The 20,902-nt window shown below is 63.7% G+C and carries 13 protein-coding genes; 10 read left to right on the top strand and 3 right to left on the bottom strand.

Annotated elements, in window-relative coordinates:
• Positions 1 to 21 precede the first annotated feature (21 nt).
• Positions 22 to 2,253, top strand: a complete 2,232-nt coding sequence (locus tag AC07FD_RS31545; protein WP_478353023.1) for a sensor domain-containing diguanylate cyclase — start codon at positions 22 to 24, stop codon at positions 2,251 to 2,253.
• A gap of 78 nt (positions 2,254 to 2,331) precedes the next feature.
• On the opposite strand, the gene AC07FD_RS31540 is transcribed toward AC07FD_RS31545, so the two are convergent.
• Positions 2,332 to 4,212 (bottom strand): CHASE3 domain-containing protein, encoded by a 1,881-nt coding sequence (locus AC07FD_RS31540; RefSeq protein ID WP_478353022.1) that lies wholly within the window; start codon positions 4,210 to 4,212, stop codon positions 2,332 to 2,334.
• A gap of 235 nt (positions 4,213 to 4,447) precedes the next feature.
• On the opposite strand from AC07FD_RS31540, the gene AC07FD_RS31535 reads away from it, so the two are divergent.
• From AC07FD_RS31535 to AC07FD_RS31500, 8 genes are all read left to right on the top strand, one after another.
• On the top strand, positions 4,448 to 5,701 hold the full coding sequence (locus tag AC07FD_RS31535; RefSeq protein ID WP_478353021.1) for an aspartate kinase: 1,254 nt from the start codon (positions 4,448 to 4,450) through the stop codon (positions 5,699 to 5,701).
• A gap of 83 nt (positions 5,702 to 5,784) precedes the next feature.
• Positions 5,785 to 8,055 (top strand): phosphoenolpyruvate--protein phosphotransferase, encoded by a 2,271-nt coding sequence (gene ptsP, locus AC07FD_RS31530; protein WP_478353039.1) that lies wholly within the window; start codon positions 5,785 to 5,787, stop codon positions 8,053 to 8,055.
• Positions 8,056 to 8,065: 10 nt separating this feature from the next.
• On the top strand, positions 8,066 to 9,145 hold the full coding sequence (gene prfA / locus AC07FD_RS31525; RefSeq protein ID WP_478353020.1) for a peptide chain release factor 1: 1,080 nt from the start codon (positions 8,066 to 8,068) through the stop codon (positions 9,143 to 9,145).
• Entirely contained in the window at positions 9,138 to 10,016 is an 879-nt protein-coding gene (gene prmC, locus AC07FD_RS31520; RefSeq protein ID WP_478353019.1) for a peptide chain release factor N(5)-glutamine methyltransferase, read from the top strand. Before prfA ends, prmC begins: the two co-directional genes overlap by 8 nt.
• Before the next feature lie 303 nt (positions 10,017 to 10,319).
• Complete coding sequence (locus AC07FD_RS31515; protein WP_478353018.1) at positions 10,320 to 11,279, top strand: DUF4167 domain-containing protein; 960 nt, start codon at positions 10,320 to 10,322, stop codon at positions 11,277 to 11,279.
• 221 nt (positions 11,280 to 11,500) lie between these two features.
• Positions 11,501 to 14,107 (top strand): ATP-dependent chaperone ClpB, encoded by a 2,607-nt coding sequence (gene clpB / locus AC07FD_RS31510; protein ID WP_478353017.1) that lies wholly within the window; start codon positions 11,501 to 11,503, stop codon positions 14,105 to 14,107.
• A gap of 58 nt (positions 14,108 to 14,165) precedes the next feature.
• Positions 14,166 to 14,531, top strand: coding sequence for an MmcQ/YjbR family DNA-binding protein (locus AC07FD_RS31505; RefSeq protein WP_478353016.1), 366 nt, complete (start codon positions 14,166 to 14,168; stop codon positions 14,529 to 14,531).
• A gap of 151 nt (positions 14,532 to 14,682) precedes the next feature.
• Positions 14,683 to 16,158 carry a L,D-transpeptidase family protein gene (locus AC07FD_RS31500; protein ID WP_478353038.1) on the top strand — a complete coding sequence of 492 codons (1,476 nt, stop codon included), beginning with the start codon at positions 14,683 to 14,685 and terminating at the stop codon, positions 16,156 to 16,158.
• Positions 16,159 to 16,183: 25 nt separating this feature from the next.
• On the opposite strand, the gene AC07FD_RS31495 is transcribed toward AC07FD_RS31500, so the two are convergent.
• On the bottom strand, positions 16,184 to 16,816 hold the full coding sequence (locus AC07FD_RS31495) for a TMEM175 family protein (RefSeq protein WP_478353015.1): 633 nt from the start codon (positions 16,814 to 16,816) through the stop codon (positions 16,184 to 16,186).
• Positions 16,817 to 16,979: 163 nt separating this feature from the next.
• Here AC07FD_RS31495 and AC07FD_RS31490 point away from each other — a divergent pair, with 163 nt between their 5' ends.
• Positions 16,980 to 18,539, top strand: coding sequence for an MFS transporter (locus AC07FD_RS31490; protein ID WP_478353014.1), 1,560 nt, complete (start codon positions 16,980 to 16,982; stop codon positions 18,537 to 18,539).
• 12 nt (positions 18,540 to 18,551) lie between these two features.
• Here AC07FD_RS31490 and AC07FD_RS31485 read toward each other — a convergent pair whose 3' ends face one another.
• Positions 18,552 to 20,522, bottom strand: coding sequence for a M23 family metallopeptidase (locus tag AC07FD_RS31485; RefSeq protein ID WP_478353013.1), 1,971 nt, complete (start codon positions 20,520 to 20,522; stop codon positions 18,552 to 18,554).
• Positions 20,523 to 20,902: the final 380 nt, after the last annotated feature.

The following is a 20,902-nucleotide window of genomic DNA, read 5'->3' as shown; positions in this document are numbered from 1 at the left end:
TTCCTAGAATCGGATGCCTTGGTGCGGATCAAGACCCAGATTATCGCTACTTTGCTGAGCGCAGCGGCCTTGATCGGCCTGGTGGGCGGCATTGCAATAGTCTCCCAGATGTCGCTGACCAGATCCTCCGCACTGGCTGAGGCGACAAGCGTTGCACGGCAACTGGCGGCGGCGATCGCCTTCAAGGCCGCCGATACGCCACGTCCGTTGTTCGAGAGACCCGAGGCGCTGCGTGAATTCGTCACTTCGCAGCACAGCGGCTCGAAACGCGACCTCGTGGTGGTCGATCGCGGCAAGATCATCCTGGCCGACGTTCCGGGTGAAGAACAGAATGTCGGCACAAAGTACGGCCACGATCCCGACAACGAAGTCGGCCATACGCTCGATGACGGCTCGCCGCGCGACTTCGTCGAAAGCAGCGCCGACGTGTCGGAAGCAATCAACCTTGTCGCGGTGCCGATCAAGGATGCCCCGGGCAAGAACGTCGGCGCGGTTCTGTTCGAGTACACGCCACTGCTGCGCGCCGCCCAACAGCGCACCAACAACATGCTCTGGCTTGTCGGTCTGAGCACCGCGGCCGCCGTGTTGATATCGGCGCTCTCGGCTTTCCTTTTGCTACGCGGCTTTGGCGCCGGTCTTTCCGGCCTCAACCGCGGCATCGAATCGCTGGCGCGCGGCGACGCCGGGGCGCGGATCGGCCGTACCTCCAACGACGAGTTCGGTCTATTGGCGCAAGGGTTCGACCGCATGGCATCCGAGCTCGAAGCCTCGCGTGGGCAGCTCGTCGAGCAGAAGGCATATATCGAGGATATCGTCCGGACCGTCGCCGAGGGCATTGCCGTTATCGACGGCAACGGCCAGATCGTCTCCGTCAATCCGGCAGCCGCCGAGATCATCGGCTTGCGCAACGACAAGATCGAGGGCCAGGACTGGCCGTCAGTCCTCCATATGCGGGGATTGTCGGGAGACAGGCTGGCGCAGGGCACATCCCCGATCGAACTGGCGCTGACCACGGGTCGCCAGCATCAGGCCGAGGTGCGGCTGGCAAAGCCTGATGGATCGTACCTGCCGGTGATTGCGAGCTGCAATCCGCTCAATCGCTCCGATGGCGGCATCGTGCTGACGTTGAGCGACATCGGCGAGTTGCGCAGCGCCGAGCGCGCGGTCAGCGATCGCGCCGAGGAACTGTCGACACTGAACCGCGAACTGAAGGAGACGTCGCAGGCAACGACCCGCCTGGTCAAACTCGGCGAGTTGCTTCAGGCTTGCGTGACGTTCCAGGAGGCGTTTTCCGTCGTCGGCTCGGCCATGCCCGACTTCTTCGGCGGATTGAGCGGAACCGTTCATCTGACCAGCGCCTCGCGCAATCTGGTCGAGGAGATGGCGCACTGGGGCGCAATCCGTTCGAGCGTTGGCCAATTTGCGCCGGAAGATTGCTGGGCGCTGCGGCGCGGCCAGGAGCATGTTGCCGGCCCCGGCATGCTGACGCCGCGCTGCAACCACATCACCGAGAATGGCGGCCGCGGCTATGTCTGCATGCCTCTGGCGGCACAGGGAGAGACGCTTGGCATCGTGCATCTGTGCGAACCAGACGCCGCCGACAAGCCGGATTGGCTGGCCGAGCGGCAGCAGATCCTGCGCGGCGTCGTCGATACGCTGGCGTTGGCGCTGGCCAATCTGCGCCTGCGCGAAACGCTGCGGCAACAATCGATCCGTGATCCCAACACCGGGCTCTACAACCGGCGCTATCTCGAGGAAACAAGCAGTCGCGAACTGAGGCGCATGGAGCGTGCAGAACAGCCCCTGGCGATGATCATGCTCGATGTCGATCATTTCAAGCAGTTCAACGACACGTTCGGCCATGAAGCCGGCGATCTCGTCCTCAAGCAGGTCGCCGGCACGCTGCTCGACCACGCCCGGGAAAGTGACGTGGTGTCACGCTATGGCGGCGAGGAATTCGCCCTGATGATGCCGGCAACTTCGCTGGCGCACGGTGCCGAACGCGCCGAGGCGCTGCGAAAAGCGATCAAGCAGCTTCACCTCGCTCATCGCGGCCGCACGCTTGGCACCATCACCGCGTCATTCGGGGTGGCTGCCTTTCCGGAGCTTGGCGCCTCCTGGGCGGAGATCGTCAACGCCGCTGACCGCGCGCTCTATCAGGCAAAGGCAGACGGGCGTGACCGCGTCGTCGTCGGGCTGGGCAAGGCCCCTGCCGACCTGCACCAGGCCAAGGCCAGCAAAACCCTGGCTTGAGGTCCGGTGTCCCGCTGTCGCACCCACCCAGAAACGCAGTTGCGTCAGGGCAGGTCGCCGTTGTCGATCACGAGAGGATCATTCCGGGCCGGGCTGCTTGGTGTCCAGCACGTCGCGAAGTTTCGCCGCCAGTTGCTCGATGGTGAACGGCTTGGCCAGGAAGTGCACGTCGTGGTCGAGCACGCCGTTGTGGACCACGGCGTTCCTGGTGAAGCCGGTGGTAAAGATCACCTTCAGCTGCGGCATGCGGGCGACCGCTTCCTCCGCAAGCTTGCGGCCGTTCATCACCGGCATGACGATATCGGTGAACAGAAGGGCGATGCCGGGGCTTTCGGCCAGCGCCTGCAGCGCTTCCTGGCCGCTACCGACATGGATGACGGTGTAGCCGAGTTCGCGCAGGGCATCCGTGGTTGAAGCACGCACGCGTGCATCGTCCTCGACGACAAGGATGGTTTCGGTGACCGGAGCCGTGGGGGTGTCGCCCCGCCCCGTTGGGGTGGCAACCTCCTCCTGTCCGAAGAATCGCGGCAAATAGATCTTGATGGTCGTGCCTTCGCCGGGCTCGGAATAGATCTTGACGTGACCGCCGGACTGTTTGACGAAGCCGTATACTTGGCTCAGCCCCAGGCCCGTGCCCTTGTTGACCGGCTTGGTGGTGAAAAAGGGCTCGAAGGCCTTGGCCAAGGTGTCGGGCGCCATGCCCGAACCGGTGTCGCTGACGGCGATCATCACATACTGGCCGGCTTTGACCTCGGCATGGGTGGCGGCGTAGCTGTCGTCGAGATGGCTGTTGGCGGTCTCGATGGTCAGCTTGCCGTCGTCGCCCATGGCGTCGCGCGCGTTGACGGCAAGGTTGAGAATGGCGTTCTCGATCTGGCTCGGGTCGGCATGGGTCTTCCACAAGCCTCCTGCAAGAACGGTTTCGATGCGGATGGTTTCGCCGAGCGCCCGCCGAAGCAGGTCGGACATTCCAGTCAGCAGGCGGTTGGTATCGACGATCTGCGGCGCCAGCGGCTGCTGGCGCGAGAAGGCGAGCAGCCTGGCTGTCAGATTTGCCGCCCGGTTTGCCGCGTCGATCGCCGCTTCGATGAATTTTGCTATGTCGTGCTCGCCGCGCTCCAGCTTGCGCTGGGCGAGGTTCATGGCGCTGATGATCACCGCCAGCATATTGTTGAAGTCGTGGGCGATACCGCCTGTCAGCTGGCCGACCGCCTCCATCTTCTGCATCTGGCGGATCTGGGATTCAGCCTTTTCGCGTGTCTGGATCTCATTGCCGAGCGCGATGTTCTTGCGCGTCAGCTCATCCTGGGCGACGGCCACCTCGCGGTAGCGGCGTCGGAATTCGCGGATGGTGAAGGTGCCGAGCAGAAAGATCGCCAGCAGCGCCGCCAGCGAGCCGATGCGCAGCCAGGTCTCGACCTGGTCCGTGTGCTCGTCACGCTCGGCGACGGCGGCGGCGCCGATGCGTCGGATTGTATCCATGCTGGCCCGGATCTCGTCCATGGCGGCCTTGCCCTGGCCGCTGCGGACCATCTCCAGCGCCTTCGCGGCGTCACCCTTGTCGTAGAGTGCGATCGTTTCGGACAGCTCCGCCTGCTTTTGCGCAAGCGCGTCCTTGATGTGACTGACCTGCGGGGCGAGCTGGTCGTCCGAGGCTGTCATGGTGTCAATGCGGGCGAGTTGCCCTGGGATTGCCTCGACCGCCTTCCGATAAGGTTCGAGGTAGGACTTCTCGCCGGTCAGCAGATAGCCGCGCTGGCCGCTCTCGGCATCCTGTGCCAGTGAGAGCAGCCCGGAAAGCAGTTCCTGATATTCGATTGTCTCACGGGTGGCGGCGCGATTGGCCTGCTGGCTCTCGACCAGCACGGCGCGCGTGCCGACGATCAGCGCCAACATCGCGAAGCCGATGAAAAGCGGGAGGGATTGCCATCGGGTGGCGCGTCGAAGACGAGCAATCATCTGTTATGCCGAACCAAATGGGAATTCCCCGCGGGCAGCATTTCGTAGGCGGCGGCGGGCCGGAACGCAATATGCCGTGTTCTTGAAGTCGGCAATCGGCCGCCAGTCTTGCGAAAGCTTCATCATTTGGCTAAGGAGGCCGCGCATTCAGCGGCCGGCATCAGCCGGCCTTCCGCTTTTCGGGATTCCCGCTTTTGGGCTGGCGTCCGGCTTCAGTCAAAGGCATTTCGCTTCCATGGCGCGCATCGTGATGAAATTCGGCGGAACCTCCGTCGCCGACATCGCCCGCATCCGCAATGTGGCGCGTCACGTCAAACGCGAGGTCGACGCCGGCCATGAGGTGGCGGTGGTCGTCTCGGCGATGGCCGGCCAGACCAATGAACTGGTCCAATGGACGCGCGAAGCCTCGCCGATGCACGACGCACGCGAATATGACGCAGTCGTCGCTTCCGGCGAACAGGTCACCGCCGGCCTTCTCGCAATCACCTTGCAGAACATGGGCGTGCACGCCCGTTCCTGGCAGGGCTGGCAGATCCCGATCAAGACCGACAATGCGCACGGCGCGGCGCGCATCCTCGACATCGACGGCGCCTTCCTGATCAAGCGTTTCGGCGAGGGCCAGGTGGCGGTGGTCGCCGGCTTCCAGGGCATCGGCCCGGACAATCGCATCGCCACGCTTGGCCGCGGCGGTTCCGACACCAGCGCGGTGGCGATCGCTGCAGCGGTCAAGGCCGATCGTTGCGACATCTACACCGACGTCGACGGGGTCTACACCACCGATCCGCGCATCGAGCCGAAGGCGCGGCGGCTGGCCAAGATTTCGTTCGAGGAAATGCTTGAAATGGCCTCGCTTGGCGCCAAGGTTTTGCAGGTGCGTTCGGTCGAGCTTGCCATGGTGCACAGGGTGCGTACCTTCGTGCGGTCGTCCTTCGACGATCCCGATGCGCCCGGAATGGGGGATTTGCTCAATCCGCCCGGAACGCTCATTTGCGACGAGGAAGAGATCGTGGAACAGCAGGTCGTCACCGGAATTGCCTATGCCAAGGACGAAGCGCAGATTTCGCTGCGCCGTGTCGGCGACCGGCCAGGCGTCGCCGCCGGCATCTTCGGGCCGCTGGCCGAGGCCAACATCAATGTCGACATGATCGTCCAGAACATTTCCGAGGACGGCAAGTTCACCGACATGACCTTCACCGTGCCGTCGGGCGATGTCGACAAGGCGCTGGCCGTGCTCGAGCGCCTGAAAGCTTCGATCGGTTACGATGTCGTGCAATCGGAAGCCGGCATGTCGAAGGTTTCGGTCATCGGCATCGGCATGAGAAGCCATGCCGGCGTCGCCGCGACCGCTTTCAAGGCGCTGGCCGACCGTTCGATCAATATTCGCGCCATCACGACCTCCGAAATCAAGATTTCGATACTGATCGACGGTCCGTACACTGAACTTGCGGTTCGTACTTTGCATTCCGTCTACGGTCTGGATAAGCAGTAGCGAGAACGATTTGAGTTGTTGCGTGTGCGCCGGTCGCAGTGGAAACTGCGGCGGGCAAAATGCCCATTGGAGAAGAAGCCGCGATGCGTGATCAGGCCAGTGGCCCGCGCGTTTTGCTGAAACGGCTCCGCGAGCTCATGCAGGAGCCGCTGGAGCCGCAGGAGCGGCTTGACCGGATCGTGCGCGACATCGCCTCCAACATGGTCGCCGAAGTCTGCTCGCTCTACGTGCTGCGCGCCGATTCGGTGCTCGAACTCTACGCCACCGAAGGTTTGAACCCGAACGCCGTCCACCTGGCGCAGCTACGGCTGGGGCAAGGCCTGGTCGGCACGATCGCGGCCAGCGCGCGGCCGCTCAACCTTTCCAACGCCCAGGAACACCCGGCCTTTGCCTACCTGCCGGAGACCGGGGAAGAGATCTACAACTCCTTCCTTGGCGTGCCGGTGCTGCGGGCAGGGCGCACGCTGGGCGTGCTGGTGGTGCAGAACAAGACGATGCGCCATTACCGAGACGACGAGGTCGAGGCGCTGGAAACCACCGCGATGGTGATCGCCGAGATGATCGCCACCGGCGATCTGGCGCGGCTGACCCGGCCGGGCCTCGAACTCGACCTGCGCCGTCCGGTCAGTTTCACCGGTCTGTCCTTCAACGACGGCGTCGGGCTTGGCCATGTCGTGCTGCACGAGCCGCGCATCGTCGTCACCAATTTGTTCAACGAGGACAGCGAGGAAGAGGTCCGCCGGCTCGAGACCTCGCTCGGCTCGCTCCGGCTCTCCATCGACGACATGCTGGAACGCCGCGACGTCGCCTTCGAGGGCGAGCATCGCCAGGTTCTGGAAGCCTATCGCATGTTTGCCAACGACCGCGGCTGGGTGCGCCGACTGGAAGAGGCGATCCGCAACGGACTGACGGCGGAAGCGGCGGTGGAGAAGGTGCAGAGCGACATGCGCGCCCGCATGCTGCACATGACCGATCCCTATCTGCGCGAGCGGATGAGCGATTTCGACGACCTCGCCAACCGGCTGCTGCGCCAGCTGATGGGGCGCGGGCCGGAAGATGTCGCGGCGGCGCTGCCGAAGGACGCCATCATCGTCGCCCGCTCGATGGGCGCCGCCGAGCTGCTCGACTATCCCCGCGACAAGATGCGCGGGCTGGTGCTCGAGGACGGTGCAGCCACCAGCCACGTCGTCATCGTCGCGCGCGCCATGGGCATTCCTGTCGCCGGCCAGATGAAGGGCGCCGTTTCCATGGCGGAAAACGGCGATGCCATCATCGTCGACGGCGAAGAGGGCGTGATCCATTTGCGGCCTCAGTCCGACCTCGAAGCCGCCTATGCCGAAAAGGTGCGTTTCCGGGCGCGCCGGCAAGAGGTCTATCGCGAGCTGCGCAAGAAGCCGTCGACGACGAGGGACGGTGTCCAGGTCGACTTGTTGATGAATGCCGGTCTTGCCGTCGACCTGCCGCAGCTGGCCGAGGCAGGTGCGGCCGGCATCGGCCTGTTCCGTACCGAACTGCAGTTCATGGTCGCCTCGACATTTCCCCGCGCCGAGGCCCAGGAAAAGCTTTACCGCGACGTGCTCGAGGCGGCGCGCGGCAAGCCGGTCACCTTCCGCACCATCGACATCGGCGGCGACAAGGTGCTGCCCTATTTCAAGGGTGCGATCCAGGAGGAGAACCCGGCGCTCGGATGGCGGGCGATCCGCCTGACGCTTGACCGGCCGGGCCTGCTGCGCACCCAGATCCGCGCTCTGCTCAAGGCCAGTGGCGGACGTGAACTCAAGCTGATGCTGCCGATGGTGACCGAGCTTGGCGAGATCGCCCAGGCGCGCGAGATCATCGACCGCGAGGTAAGGCATCTGTCGCGCTTTGCCCATCATTTGCCGACCAGCCTCAAGCTGGGCGCGATGCTGGAAGTGCCGTCGCTTCTGTTCCAGCTCGACGAATTGATGAAAGCGGTCGACTTCGTCTCGGTCGGTTCGAACGACCTGTTCCAGTTCGTCATGGCGGTCGACCGCGGCAACACGCAATTGGCCAACCGGTTCGATACGCTGTCGGCGCCGTTTCTGCGCGTCCTGAAGCAGATCGCCGATGCCGGCGCCCGCAACCACACACCGGTAACACTGTGCGGCGAACTTGCCGGCAAGCCGATCTCGGCGATGGCGCTGATCGGTCTCGGCTTCCGCTCGATCTCGATGTCGCCGGCCTCGATCGGCCCCGTCAAGGCGATGCTGACGGAACTGCCGCTGGATGAGTTGGAGGCGTTCTTCAACGACAATCTGATGGCGCCGGCGCAGGGGCTGCCGATGCGGGCGCTGCTGCAGGCCTTTGCCGACGACCGTTCGATCCCATTGTAGCACCCACATCATGGTCAACCTGCCCCGCGATCGTATGGATCAAGTCGTCAAGCGTTTCGAGATGCTCGAAGCGCAGATGTCGGCTGGCCCGGCGCCGGATGCCTATGTGCGGATGGCGTCGGAATACGCCGAGATCCAGGACATGGTGGCCAAGGTCAGGGCGCTGCGCTCGGCCGAGCATGAGCAGGCCGATCTTGAAGCCATGCTTGCCGATAAGGGTACCGACGCCGAAATGCGGGCGCTGGCGGAGGCCGACCTGCCGGAGGTCGAGGAGCGCATCGAGGCGCTGCAGAAGGATATCCAGATCCTGTTGCTGCCCAAGGATGCCGCCGACGACAAGAACGCTATTCTCGAAATCCGCGCCGGCACCGGCGGCGACGAGGCCGCCCTTTTCGCCGGCGACCTGTTTCGCATGTATGAGCGCTACGCCGCCGAACGCGGCTGGCGTTTCGAGACGGTGTCGGCCAGCGACGGCGATGCCGGCGGCTACAAGGAAATCATCGCCACGATCTCCGGCAAGGGCGTCTTTGCGCATCTGAAATTCGAATCCGGCGTGCACCGCGTGCAGCGCGTGCCGGCGACCGAGGCGAGCGGGCGCATCCACACTTCAGCCGCCACGGTGGCCGTGCTGCCGGAAGCCGAAGAGGTCGACATCGACGTCAGGGCCGAAGACATCCGCATCGACACCATGCGCGCCTCGGGCTCGGGCGGCCAGCACGTCAACACCACCGATTCGGCTGTCCGCATCACCCATCTGCCGACCGGCATCATGGTGGTGCAGGCGGAAAAGTCGCAGCACCAGAATCGCGCCAAGGCGATGCAGATCCTGCGCGCCCGCCTCTATGACCTGGAGCGCAGCAAGGCGGACGAGGAGCGCTCCGAATCGCGCAAGTCGCAAGTCGGCTCCGGCGACCGGTCCGAGCGCATCCGTACCTACAATTTCCCGCAAGGCCGCGTCACCGACCACCGCATCAACCTGACGCTGTACAAGCTCGACCGGGTGATGATGGGCGAACTCGATGAAGTGATCGACGCGCTGATCGCCGATCACCAGTCGAAGCTGCTCGCCGACATCGGCATCGATGGCTGATCGACTGTCCGAGGCGCTTGGGCCGCTGCTGCGGCAGGCGCAAGCTTGGCTTGCCGCGGCCGCCGTCGATGATCCGGCGCTCGATGCAAGGCTGATCGTCGAACATTTTTCCGACACGACGCGCACGCAGGCGATTGCCGATCCCAACCGCAAGATCGACGGAAGCGCCATTGCGGCAATTGGTGATGCCTTGAGACGGCGGGCCGGCGGCGAGCCGGTGCATCGCATCCTCGGCTATCGTGAATTCTTTGGTTTGCGCCTGTCGCTGTCGCCGGAAACGCTGGAGCCGCGGCCGGATACCGAAACGCTGGTCGAGGCGATGCTGCCTTTTGTCAGGGCAGTGGCCGTGCGGGAAGGCGAATGCCGCATCCTCGATCTTGGCACCGGCACCGGCGCCATTGCGCTGGCGCTGCTCAGCGCCGTGCCGGCAGCGATCGCCACCGGGGTCGATATGTCCGCGGGCGCGCTGGCGACGGCGACCCGCAATTCAAGGCAATTGGACCTTGCAGGTCGGTTCACGGCGCTCCAGTCGGACTGGTTCGAAAAAGTTTCCGGCCGGTACCATGTAATTGCCGCAAACCCTCCCTATATACCGTCTGAAGACATTGGAAATCTGCAGGACGAAGTCCGCAATTTCGATCCGCGCCTGGCCTTGGATGGTGGCGAGGACGGTCTGAACCCCTACAGGATCATCGCCGCGGAGGCGGCAAGGTTTTTGGAAGCTGAAGGCAGGATTGCGGTCGAGATCGGCCACACGCAGCACAGCGAGGTCTTGGAAATATTCGCCGTAGCCGGCTACCTGCCGGGCGGTGCATTTCAGGACCTTGGCGGAAACGACAGGGTTCTTGTCTTTAAAAGGACAAAGCCTTGACGCAGTGCAAAAAAAGCGCTTGGCAATGCCGGGGAATGCGGCTAGGGTCGCCTTAACCGGATGAGACGAAGCAGGCAGTGCTCTTAGCGATTCGGTCTTCCTTGGAAATAGCTGCCTTCTTGCGCAAACGATGCCCAAGCTTCGTGCGGGAATCGTCCGGCAAGTGATGTAACCGGAACAGGATGGCACGTGGCGCCAACGCAATTGATGCGGGCGAACGCCGGTGAAGAAACGAAGCGGCTGGCTGCATGAGCGCCTCCGTTCGTGAAGAGTTTTCGAAAATTTCAAAATGAAGAGAGTTTGATGAGGCCACAACAGCAGAACAGGCGCATGCGCGGTCGCAATAACAATGGCGGCGGCGGTGGCAATAACAACAATAACAACAACAACAACCGCAAGGGACCAAATCCCCTGACGCGCAACTACGAGAGCAATGGCCCGGACGTGAAGATCCGCGGTTCGGCTCAGCAGATCGCCGAAAAATACGCCACCTTGGCCCGTGATGCGCAAAGCTCCGGCGACCGGGTCATGGCGGAGAACTATCTCCAGCACGCCGAACACTACAATCGCATCATCGCGGCCGCACAAGCGCAGATGCCGATCCAGAACGCGCAACAGAATCGCGATGATTTCGACGATGACGGCGACGAGGATCGCGACGAGTTCGACAATGCCGGCAACAGCGGCAACACTGTTTCCGATGCCCAGGTACCGGTGATCAACCATGGCGCCGGGCCGCAGCCGGTCATTGAAGGCATGCCGGCCGAGGTCGCGCTCAACCGGGAAAACGGCCGCGACAATCGTGATGGCAATAGCGGGCGTGACAATGGCGGGCGCAACAATGGCGGCCGCGACAACAATGGGCGCCATCGCGATCGTCGCCCCAATGCCGGCTACGGCCAGAATGGCCAGCGCGACTATGGCTCGTCCGCCGAGCAAGGCGGCCCGCCGCAACGCAACGAGGCCCCGACCCAGGTCGAAGCCGCTTCGCCGGCCGAATCGACCGAATCCGTTGTGACAGCCGAGCCGGCTCCGCTGTTTGAAAACCTGTCGCCGGCAGGTCTTGCCGCCCAGGCCGAGCTCAATGAGGCGGCCGCCGAAAGCGGTGCTGCCCGTCGCCCGAGGCGCCCGCGCCGTCCGCGCGTCAGTGCCGATCAGGTCGGCAGCGATAATGTCAATTCCGGCGCCGATGCCGGCGAGGTGGCTGTGGCCCCGGCCGACGGCGGCAATGCCGAACCGGTCAAAGTCGACATCGACAACTGATCGAACGACATTTCAGGATATCGGACGGCGGAGAGAAATCTCCGCCGTTTTCGTTTTGTACCGCGATGGAATATTGTGCGTTGACCGACATCAAGGCGTCTTGAGACAGCATGGCCTATGCACCATATCTCGGCTGAACTGGACCCGGCTCGAATGGGCGGGTCAGTCACCGCAATCGGATCCGGTGCCGCAAAGCGGGCCGGTGATGGAAGGAGACAGATATGAACCTTGAGAAATACTCGGAGCGCGTGCGCGGCTTCATCCAGTCCGCGCAGACCATGGCGCTCTCCCGCAACCACCAGCAGTTCACACCCGAACACATCCTTAAAGTGCTCGTCGACGACGACGAGGGGCTGGCCGCGTCGCTGATCGAACGCGCCGGCGGCAACGTCCGCGACGTCAAGCTTGGCGTCGAAACGGCGCTCGAAGCGATGCCCAAGGTCGAAGGCGGCAACGGCCAGCTCTATCTGGCGCAGCCGCTGGCCAAGGTGTTTTCGACCGCCGAAGAGCTGGCCAAGAAGGCCGGCGACAGCTTTGTCACCGTCGAACGGCTCTTGCAGGCGCTCGCCATGGAGAAATCGGCCAAGACCGCCGACATCCTGGCCAAGGCCGGGGTCACCGCACAGGCGCTCAACCAGGTCATCAACGATGTTCGCAAAGGCCGCACCGCCGATTCGGCGAGCGCCGAACAGAGCTACGACGCGTTGAAGAAATACGCGCGTGACCTGACCGCGGATGCCCGCGCCGGCAAGCTCGATCCGGTCATCGGCCGTGACGACGAGATCCGCCGCACCATCCAGGTGCTGTCGCGCCGCACCAAGAACAATCCGGTGCTGATCGGCGAGCCGGGCGTCGGCAAGACGGCGATCGCCGAAGGCCTGGCGCTGCGCATCGTCAATGGCGACGTGCCTGAATCGTTGAAGGACAAGCAATTGATGGCGCTCGACATGGGCGCGCTGATTGCCGGCGCCAAATACCGCGGCGAGTTCGAGGAGCGGCTGAAGGCCGTGCTCTCCGAAGTCACCTCGGCCGACGGCAACATCATCCTGTTCATCGACGAGATGCACACGCTGGTCGGTGCCGGCAAGGCGGATGGCGCCATGGATGCGTCGAACCTGTTGAAGCCGGCATTGGCGCGCGGTGAATTGCACTGCGTTGGCGCAACAACGCTTGACGAGTATCGCAAGCATGTCGAGAAGGATGCGGCCCTTGCCCGCCGCTTCCAGCCGGTGTTCGTCGATGAGCCGACTGTGGAAGACACAGTCTCGATCCTGCGCGGCCTGAAGGAAAAATACGAACAGCACCACAAGGTGCGCATCTCGGATTCGGCGCTGGTTGCGGCGGCGACACTGTCGAACCGCTACATCGCCGACCGCTTCCTGCCGGACAAGGCGATCGACCTCGTCGACGAAGCCGCCTCGCGGCTGCGCATGCAGGTCGATTCCAAGCCCGAGGCCCTCGACGAGATCGATCGCCGCATCATGCAGCTCAAGATCGAGCGCGAGGCGCTGAAGGTCGAGACCGACGATGCGTCAAAGGATCGGCTCGCCCGCCTGGAAAAGGAACTCGCCGGGCTCGAGGAGGAATCGACCGAGATCACCACAAAGTGGCAGGCCGAGAAGCAGAAGCTCGGGCTTGCCGCCGATCTGAAGAAGCAGCTCGACGAGGCGCGCAATGAGCTTGCCATTGCCCAGCGCAAGGGTGAATTCCAGCGCGCCGGGGAGCTTGCCTATGGCAAGATCCCGGAACTGGAAAAGAAGCTGAAGGAAGCCGAAGCCCAGGACGGCAAGGTCGGCATGGTCGAAGAGGTGGTCACTCCCGACCACGTCGCCCATATCGTCTCGCGCTGGACCGGCATTCCGGTCGACAAGATGCTGCAGGGCGAGCGCGACAAGCTGTTGCGCATGGAAGACGAGATCGGCAAGCGCGTCGTCGGCCAGGGCGAGGCGGTGCAAGCTGTCTCGAAGGCTGTGCGGCGCGCCCGCGCGGGGCTGCAGGATCCGAACCGGCCGATCGGCTCGTTCATGTTCCTCGGACCGACGGGCGTCGGCAAGACCGAACTGACCAAGGCGCTTGCCAGTTTCCTGTTCGACGACGAGAGCGCCATGGTGCGCATCGACATGTCGGAGTTCATGGAGAAGCACTCGGTCGCCCGGCTGATCGGTGCACCTCCCGGCTATGTCGGTTATGAGGAGGGCGGCGCTCTGACCGAAGCGGTGCGGCGCAGGCCCTATCAGGTCGTGCTGTTCGACGAGATCGAGAAGGCGCATCCGGACGTGTTCAACGTGCTGCTGCAGGTGCTCGATGACGGCCGCCTGACCGACGGCCAGGGCCGCACCGTCGACTTCCGCAACACGCTGATCATCATGACGTCGAACCTTGGCGCGGAGTATCTCGTCAATCTCGGCGAGGACCAGGATGTCGATCAGGTCCGCGACGAGGTGATGAATGTCGTCAAGGCTTCGTTCCGGCCGGAGTTCCTCAATCGCGTCGACGAGGTGATCCTGTTCCACCGGCTGCGCCGGCAGGATATGGGCCGCATCGTCGAGATCCAGCTCAAGCGGCTGGAAAGCCTGCTGACCGATCGCAAGATCACGCTGTCGCTGGACCAGGAGGCGATCGATTGGCTGGCGGCCAAGGGTTACGACCCGGCCTACGGCGCGCGGCCGCTGAAGCGGGTGATGCAGAAGGAACTGCAGGACCCGCTGGCGGAGAAGATCCTGCTCGGCGACATCCTGGACGGCTCGACCGTCAAGGTGACCGCTGGTTCCGACCGGCTGAACTTCCGCTCGAAGCCGACGATTGTGGCGGCCGAGGCGGCAGCCTGATCCAACGCCGCGCGTCCAGCCTGGACGCGCGGCGTTTTCATACAATGCGGGGGCGCGGATGACGCTGGACGACTACAACAGCTTCTGCGCTTCGCTGCCTTCGACAAACCACGTCGTCCAATGGGGCGGCGCTCATGTCTGGAAGGTCGGGGCCAAGGTCTTTGCGATCGGCGGCTGGGACCAGGACCAGCAGCTCTTCGTCACCTTCAAGTGTTCCGACATCGCCTATGACGTGCTCAAGGAGCAGCCGGGCTTGCGGCCGGCACCCTATCTAGCTTCGCGCGGCATGAAATGGATCCAGCGTCAGACAAGCCAGAGCATGGATGATGACGCGCTGAAGGACTATCTGCGCGAGAGCCATCGCCTTGTTGCCCTGAAGCTGACGAAGCAGGCGCGCAAGGAGCTGGGACTTGCCGCAAGCTAGCTGATATTCATCGAGGCGCCGGGAAACCGCCATCTTCATGCCCGGTTCATATTGGAACCATATGGTGGTGAACTGGTTTGCTGGCGAAGGGGTTCGCCGTACAGGGACACTGCCGGGCGGCGGCAATTTCGGACCGGAGAGTTTGGCCACCATGCTGCGCACGATCTTCACCCTTTCGGTATTCGCCGGCGGGCTTTTGTCTTCTGGCGCGCTCGGCGCGCCGACGCAGGACAGCGCACCACGGATTGCCCGCGCTGCCGACGATGGCGGCATCCTCGTCGCCCAGGACGGCAATCTCGACATCTATTACGACGCCAGGGGCAACCGCGTCATCGTCGATGCCGATACCGGCAAGGTCATCGCCATCCAGCCGCCGCAGACGCGGCTCGACCGGCGCGCGCTGCGCCGCGAGACACGGCTGCGCGAACTGGGCCGCGTCCCCGATGACAATGACCGCTACTATCTCGACGATCCGCAAGACATGGCGCGGTTCCGTCGCAAGCAGTTGGAAGAAGAAGGCCGGGTCATCCCGCCGCCGGCGGACGAATACGATCCTGATAGCGACAATTCCGTGGAAGCCTATCCGCCGCCACCGCAGGACGACGGCAGCTACGACAACAATTATCCCGATGCGCCGCAGTCGACAGAGCCGGGCACCATCAAACGCCAGCCGCTGAACGAGGCCTCGATAGACCCTGCCCAGCCGGCGTCTCCCTCCGACCAGGCGGGACTGCCGCCAACCGCTGGAGGCAAGACGACGGTCGAACCGGCGCTTTCGCTGGGAGCACGTCAGGATGTCGCGGCGCTGCAGGTGCTGCTCGACCGGGGTGGCGCTTCGCCTGGCGTCATCGATGGGCGTTTCGGTTCGAATGTCGACAAGGCGCTCGCCGCCTACAACCAGATCACCGGCAGCAATCTGCGATCGACCGATGCGGTCGGCATCCAGGCAGCTCTTGCGCAGTCCGGCGGCGATGCCTTCGCCAATTACACCATTACACCGGAGGATGCGGCCGGTCCCTATGTGGCCTCGATCCCGGAAGACTACAGCCAGAAGGCGCAGCTCGACCGCATGGGCTATACGTCGGTGACCGAAGCGCTTGCGGAGCGCTTCCACATGGACGAGAACTACCTCAAGGCGCTCAACCCGGACGCCAACTTCAATCGTCCCGGCACGACCATCAAGGTCGCCAATTTCGGCAAGCTGGTCTCAACGCCGGTTGCCCGTATCGTCGCCGACAAGGGCAGGAAAGAGGTCTTCGCCTATGACGCGGGCGACAAGCTGGTGGCAGCCTATCCCGCAACCATCGGCTCGGCGGATACACCGTCACCGTCCGGCATACATGCCGTATCGCGCGTCGCGCTCGATCCGAACTACACCTACAACCCCAGCATCAATTTCAAGCAGGGCCAAAACGACAAGGTTCTGACCATTCCGCCAGGTCCAAACGGCCCGGTCGGCTCGGTGTGGATCGCTCTGGACAAGCCGACCTACGGCATCCACGGCACGCCGGATCCGTCGAAGATCGGCAAGACAGAAAGCCATGGCTGCGTGCGCCTGACCAACTGGGATGCGCGGGAACTGGCCAAGCTGGTCTCGCCGGGCGTGACGGTGGAGTTCGTCGACTGAAGCTGAAGCAGCGCTTCTGAAACGCTCAGCCGATGATCCTGCGCACCCACTTCGCGCCCGGGGTTATCGCATAGACCAGTTGCACCGCCAGGATAAATCCGACGCTGAGCAACGGCGTGATCAGGCACAGTGCCGCGCCGATCGCCCACAGGATCTGCGCCTTGACGATGCGCAGATAGACCGTGCGTTTGGCCTCCGCATCGACACCTTCCGCCAGGAAGCTGTTTTTCTCCGCATAGCGCCAGCTGGCGAATAGCGTGACGCCGAGCATCAGCAGGTTGAGCCAGTAGACAAGCATCGCAGTTCTGAACTCGAGGAAGTCGGCCAAAAGATCGGTCGAGAACGGCAGCAGGGCAATGAAGGCGAGAAAGCAGAGGTTCAGCGTGGCAAGCCGCCGGTCGGATTTGGCGATCAGCCCATGCTGCGCCTGCTGGCCGAACCAGAAGATAGTCAGCGTCAGGAAGCTCAAGGCATAGGTCAGGAAGCGTGGCGCCAGTGCCGCGATCGCGGCAAGCAGATCGCGCTCCGAATGGATCGCCTCGTGCGCCGGCACCCTGATTTCGAGGACGATCAGGGTGAGTGCGATGGCGAACACGCCGTCGGTGATGCCGACGATACGGCCGCGTCCCTCCGCCGATGCTTCAAGTGGCCGCTTCATCGACTTCTCCCCGTCTGCAATTTTCCGGAAACCTAGCTAGAACCTAGCATGGCTGCCGCCGTGTGCACCCGGACAGGCGCAGTCCTGGCCATATGGCTGGTTTCAAGGACAGCAAGCCACTGGCCGGTTGTTGCCAACACGCCTGCGGTCTAAGCAAGGTTCCATGCATTCACCAAGCGAAGCCGCCGCCGTTCCGCTGACCAGTCCGGTCACGAACGGCACGTTCTGTCCACCGTCGCAACGGCGATTTGTGCTGATTGCGGCGATCCTGGCCTCGGCGCTCGGTTTCATCGACGGTTCGATCCTGGCCATCGCCATGCCGGCGATTCGCGTCAACCTTGGTGCCAGCCTGGCGCAAGCGCAGTGGATTTCCAATGCCTATGCGTTGACGCTCTCGGCACTGATCCTTGCCGGGGGCGCCGCCGGCGATCGATTCGGTCTGCGCCGCGCCTTCGTGGCAGGCATTGCGCTGTTCATTGTCGCCTCGCTTGCCTGTGCGCTGGCGCCGAATGCGGTGGTGCTGATCGCATTTCGCGCGCTGCAAGGCATTGGTGCGGCGATCATGGTGCCGGGCAGCCTCGCCATCATCGCCAAGGCCTATCCGAAAAAAGAGCGCGGCCGCGCCATCGGGATCTGGGCCGCGGCTTCGGCGCTGACCACGGCACTTGGCCCGGTGCTCGGTGGTTTCGTGCTGTCGGCATTCGGTGACGGCATCTGGCGGGCGATCTTCGCGGTCAACCTGCCGCTCGGCCTGATCTCGATCTATCTGCTGCTGGCCAAGATCCCGGCCGACGCGCCGACGGAAAAACGCAGCCTGGATCTCGGCGGTGCCGCGCTCGCGACATTAGCCTTCGGCGCGCTCGCCTACGGGCTGACCTCGTTGAGCGCCAGCGGCGAGGGCCATTTGTCGGGGCCGAGCATTGCCGCCGGTGCCGTGCTGCTGGCTGTCTTCATCGCCTTCGAACTTTGGCAGCGCGAGCCGATGATCGATCTGTCGCTGTTTCGCGTCGGCGCTTTCGCCGGCGCCAATGCCGCGACATTCTTCCTCTATTTCGCGCTGTCGGCCAATCTTTTCTATCTGCCGATGCTGTTGATCGCCGGCTGGGGACTGAGCACGGCCGAGGTCGGCTTCATCTTCCTGCCGCTGTCGGCATCAATGGCACTTTTGTCGAGGCCCGTCGGCCAGTTGTCCGACCGGATCGGGCCGCGCTTTCCGATCGCCTTCGGCAGCCTTGTCGTGGCTTTCGCGTTTGCCGGACTTGCCTTGCTCGCCCATGCCGGCATCCACAATTTCTGGACGGGAACATTTCCGCTGATGGGGCTGATGGGGCTCGGCATGGCGCTGGTCGTGTCACCACTGTCGACCGCGATCATGACGGCCGTGGAAGACAAGGATACCGGTGCTGCCTCCGGCATAAACAATGCCGTCTCGCGCATCGGCGGCCTGATCGCGGTGGCAGCGATGGGCTCGCTTGCGGCTTCGGTCTACGCGAAAGCACTCGATGGGAATGCGACGCCCGGCGTGTCAGGCTTTGGCGAACCGGCGAGGGTTGGGCTGGCGCCGGCAGTCGACGCGGCAAGGCTCGCCGCCGGCGACGCGGCGTTTTCCGCCGTCTCTTCGGTGACGGCACTGCTCTGCCTGCTTTCAGCAGTGATCGCGTGGACAACCATTTCTGGTCAGCGGCTGCCATGGCCGCGCCGTGCGGAAAATCCGCCAGGCTGAAAAGTCAGCGAATCAGCCGTCGATCTTGGCGCTCGCCACCTTCAGCGAATCACTGTCTTCCTGCTTCAGTAGATCGTCGATGCGCTCGCGTTCGCGCTTGAAGGCGACGAGGTCATCGCCCTTCAGCACCTTGCCGACCGGCAGGCGGACACGCATCGGATCAACCTTGGTGCCGTTGACGATCAGCTCGTAGTGAAGGTGCGGGCCGGTGGCGAGGCCGGTCTGGCCGAGATAGCCGATCGTCTGGCCCTGGCGTACGCGCACGCCTTCCTCGATGCCTCTGGCAAAGGCGCTCTGGTGATTGTAGGACGTCTCGTAGCCATTGGCATGACGAATGATGATCTGTTTGCCATAGCCGCCAGCCCAGCCGACCTTCTCGACGACGCCATTGCCGGCGGCAATGATCGGCGTGCCGATGGGGGCGGCCCAGTCGACGCCGGTGTGCATGCGGACATAGCCGAGGATCGGATGCCTGCGGGCGCCGAAACCGGAGCGGAATTTTCCGGCGGGAAGGGGGTTGCGCAACAGGAACTGCTGGGCGCTCGAGCCGTCCTCGTCGAAATAGTCGGTGCTGCCGTCCTGCAGCTGGAAGCGATAGAAGTTGCGCGTCGTACCGCTGAAGGTCGCCGAGACATAGAGAAGTTCGGAACTGTCCGAGGTCTGGTCGTCGCCATCGGGCTGCGAGAACAGCACTTCGATGCGATCGGCGGGATTGAGTCGGGACTGGAAGTCGACGTCGGATGCAAGCAGCTTGATCAGCCGCTGGGTCATTGCCTTGGACATGCCGTACGAATACGCGGCGCGGTAGATGCCGTCATAGACGTTGGGCAGGTTGCCGCGCACCACCACCGGCGCCGACGAATCATCGAACGCAGTCAGCAATTCGGGATTGGGATCGGGCTCCTGCGCCGGCACATACTGGCCGCGATCGTCGAGCGCGATGGTGACGATGTGCTGTGTCCGGTCATAGACGCTGGTGCGCACGACCTTGGCGGCATCGCCGTGAACCTCGAGCCCGACACGCAGCACGGTTCCAGCCTTGAGCGCCGTCGCGTTCAACAGCTTGGTGATCGCTTCGGCCATGCCGGTGGCGTCTTCGCCCGTATAGCCCGAATCAGCAAAAGCTTCGGTGACGTCGAGATCCTTGGTGAAGGGGATGATTTCCTCGGCGAAAGCGGGCGCCTGGTCGTCGGCGGCGGCGCGCGGCGCCACCGAGACGTTTTCCGGCACGATCTTGACGTCATAGGATCCGGCCATGCTCTCGGCAAAGGCTTCGCCGAATCGCTGCGGGTCGACATAGTGGAGTGAAGCGACCTGGACGGCGCCATCGCTGAGGTCGGTGCCGGCTTCGCGCACTACCTTTTCCACCTCGTCGGCGGAGAGGTCGCTCTTTTCGTCGAAAGCCGCCGTATCGACCGGGAAATCGACGGTCTTCAGGCTCATCTCGCTTTCGACCTTGGCGCCGTAGATCTGGCCGGAAGCGGCCGAGGCCGCCGCCGGCTGCGCCGCACTGTCGTCGCCGTCGTCGCCGAACACCTGCATCGGGTCGAAAGGCGGGTAGGGGCGGCTGGTGGTGTGGCCGGCGGCAAGCGCCATCTTGATCTGCACGAAAGGCATGGTGTGGATGACGTCACGGTCGCCGACCTTGGTCACCATCGACACTTCCATCCGACGGCGGTCCTTGGCCTTGGCGATCTGACGCGGCGCCACCAGCCTTGTCGTCTTGGCCACCTCGCCGGAATCGCCATTGCCGGCAAGATTGATCAGTTCCGCAATCTCGGGTGGCGTCGCCAACTGCTGACGTCCGTCAAGGGCAGCGAACAGTGCCACGCCCATCAGCACGCTCGAAGTCACGCCGGTGAGGAAGGTGCCTGACAGCCAGCGTGCGGAAACCTCGCGCCGGTCGGGCGGGCCGCTGCGGCCGTCCGCAATAAGCGGCGGCTCGTTGCCGAGTTCGGCTATGACATCTTCCGTGTCTGGCATCCAGAAAGGCTGCTTCTTCCCCGGGCGGAACGGCTTGTCGCTTTTGTTATGGCCGTGACATTTGCCTGTCATGGTCGGTGAAGTCAACGAAGCCTACGCCCCGGCCGAATTCCCCTCGCGCACTTCTCTTGTATAGAGCGCTCTATAAAGAGGGGCGGTTCACCTTCTCTGCAAGGCTCATCGCGCACCCCTGTATGAGGCTCTTGAAAGAGGCGCTGCGCCGTCGGCACGGTGCCTCTTTCGTTGGCCTTGGTGTCGAACGGCAATGCGGCGGCAATAGGGCTCCTTCGTGGTCGCCCACCCGGCGTTGTCGCGTTCCCCTAGTTGTGAGCTTTCAGGAGGTTGTCCATTCGGACCGGACCGGGGAGACTGGAGTTACC

The sequence above is a fragment of the Mesorhizobium waitakense genome (assembly GCF_056431085.1).
The sequence above is the reverse complement of the archived record's forward strand: the minus strand, read 5'-3'. Positions and strand labels throughout refer to the sequence as shown.

Excerpts from the sequence above, each read along its gene's own strand:
- AC07FD_RS31500 (WP_478353038.1), top strand. The coding sequence starts at position 14,683 with ATGCTGCGCACGATCTTCACCCTTTCGGTATTCGCCGGCGGGCTTTTG.
- prfA (WP_478353020.1), top strand. The coding sequence starts at position 8,066 with ATGGTCAACCTGCCCCGCGATCGTATGGATCAAGTCGTCAAGCGTTTC.
- AC07FD_RS31540 (WP_478353022.1), bottom strand. The coding sequence starts at position 4,212 with ATGATTGCTCGTCTTCGACGCGCCACCCGATGGCAATCCCTCCCGCTT.
- AC07FD_RS31535 (WP_478353021.1), top strand. The coding sequence starts at position 4,448 with ATGGCGCGCATCGTGATGAAATTCGGCGGAACCTCCGTCGCCGACATC.
- clpB (WP_478353017.1), top strand. The coding sequence starts at position 11,501 with ATGAACCTTGAGAAATACTCGGAGCGCGTGCGCGGCTTCATCCAGTCC.
- AC07FD_RS31495 (WP_478353015.1), bottom strand. The coding sequence starts at position 16,816 with ATGAAGCGGCCACTTGAAGCATCGGCGGAGGGACGCGGCCGTATCGTC.
- AC07FD_RS31490 (WP_478353014.1), top strand. The coding sequence starts at position 16,980 with ATGCATTCACCAAGCGAAGCCGCCGCCGTTCCGCTGACCAGTCCGGTC.
- AC07FD_RS31515 (WP_478353018.1), top strand. The coding sequence starts at position 10,320 with ATGAGGCCACAACAGCAGAACAGGCGCATGCGCGGTCGCAATAACAAT.
- AC07FD_RS31485 (WP_478353013.1), bottom strand. The coding sequence starts at position 20,522 with ATGCCAGACACGGAAGATGTCATAGCCGAACTCGGCAACGAGCCGCCG.
- ptsP (WP_478353039.1), top strand. The coding sequence starts at position 5,785 with ATGCGTGATCAGGCCAGTGGCCCGCGCGTTTTGCTGAAACGGCTCCGC.
- prmC (WP_478353019.1), top strand. The coding sequence starts at position 9,138 with ATGGCTGATCGACTGTCCGAGGCGCTTGGGCCGCTGCTGCGGCAGGCG.
- AC07FD_RS31505 (WP_478353016.1), top strand. The coding sequence starts at position 14,166 with ATGACGCTGGACGACTACAACAGCTTCTGCGCTTCGCTGCCTTCGACA.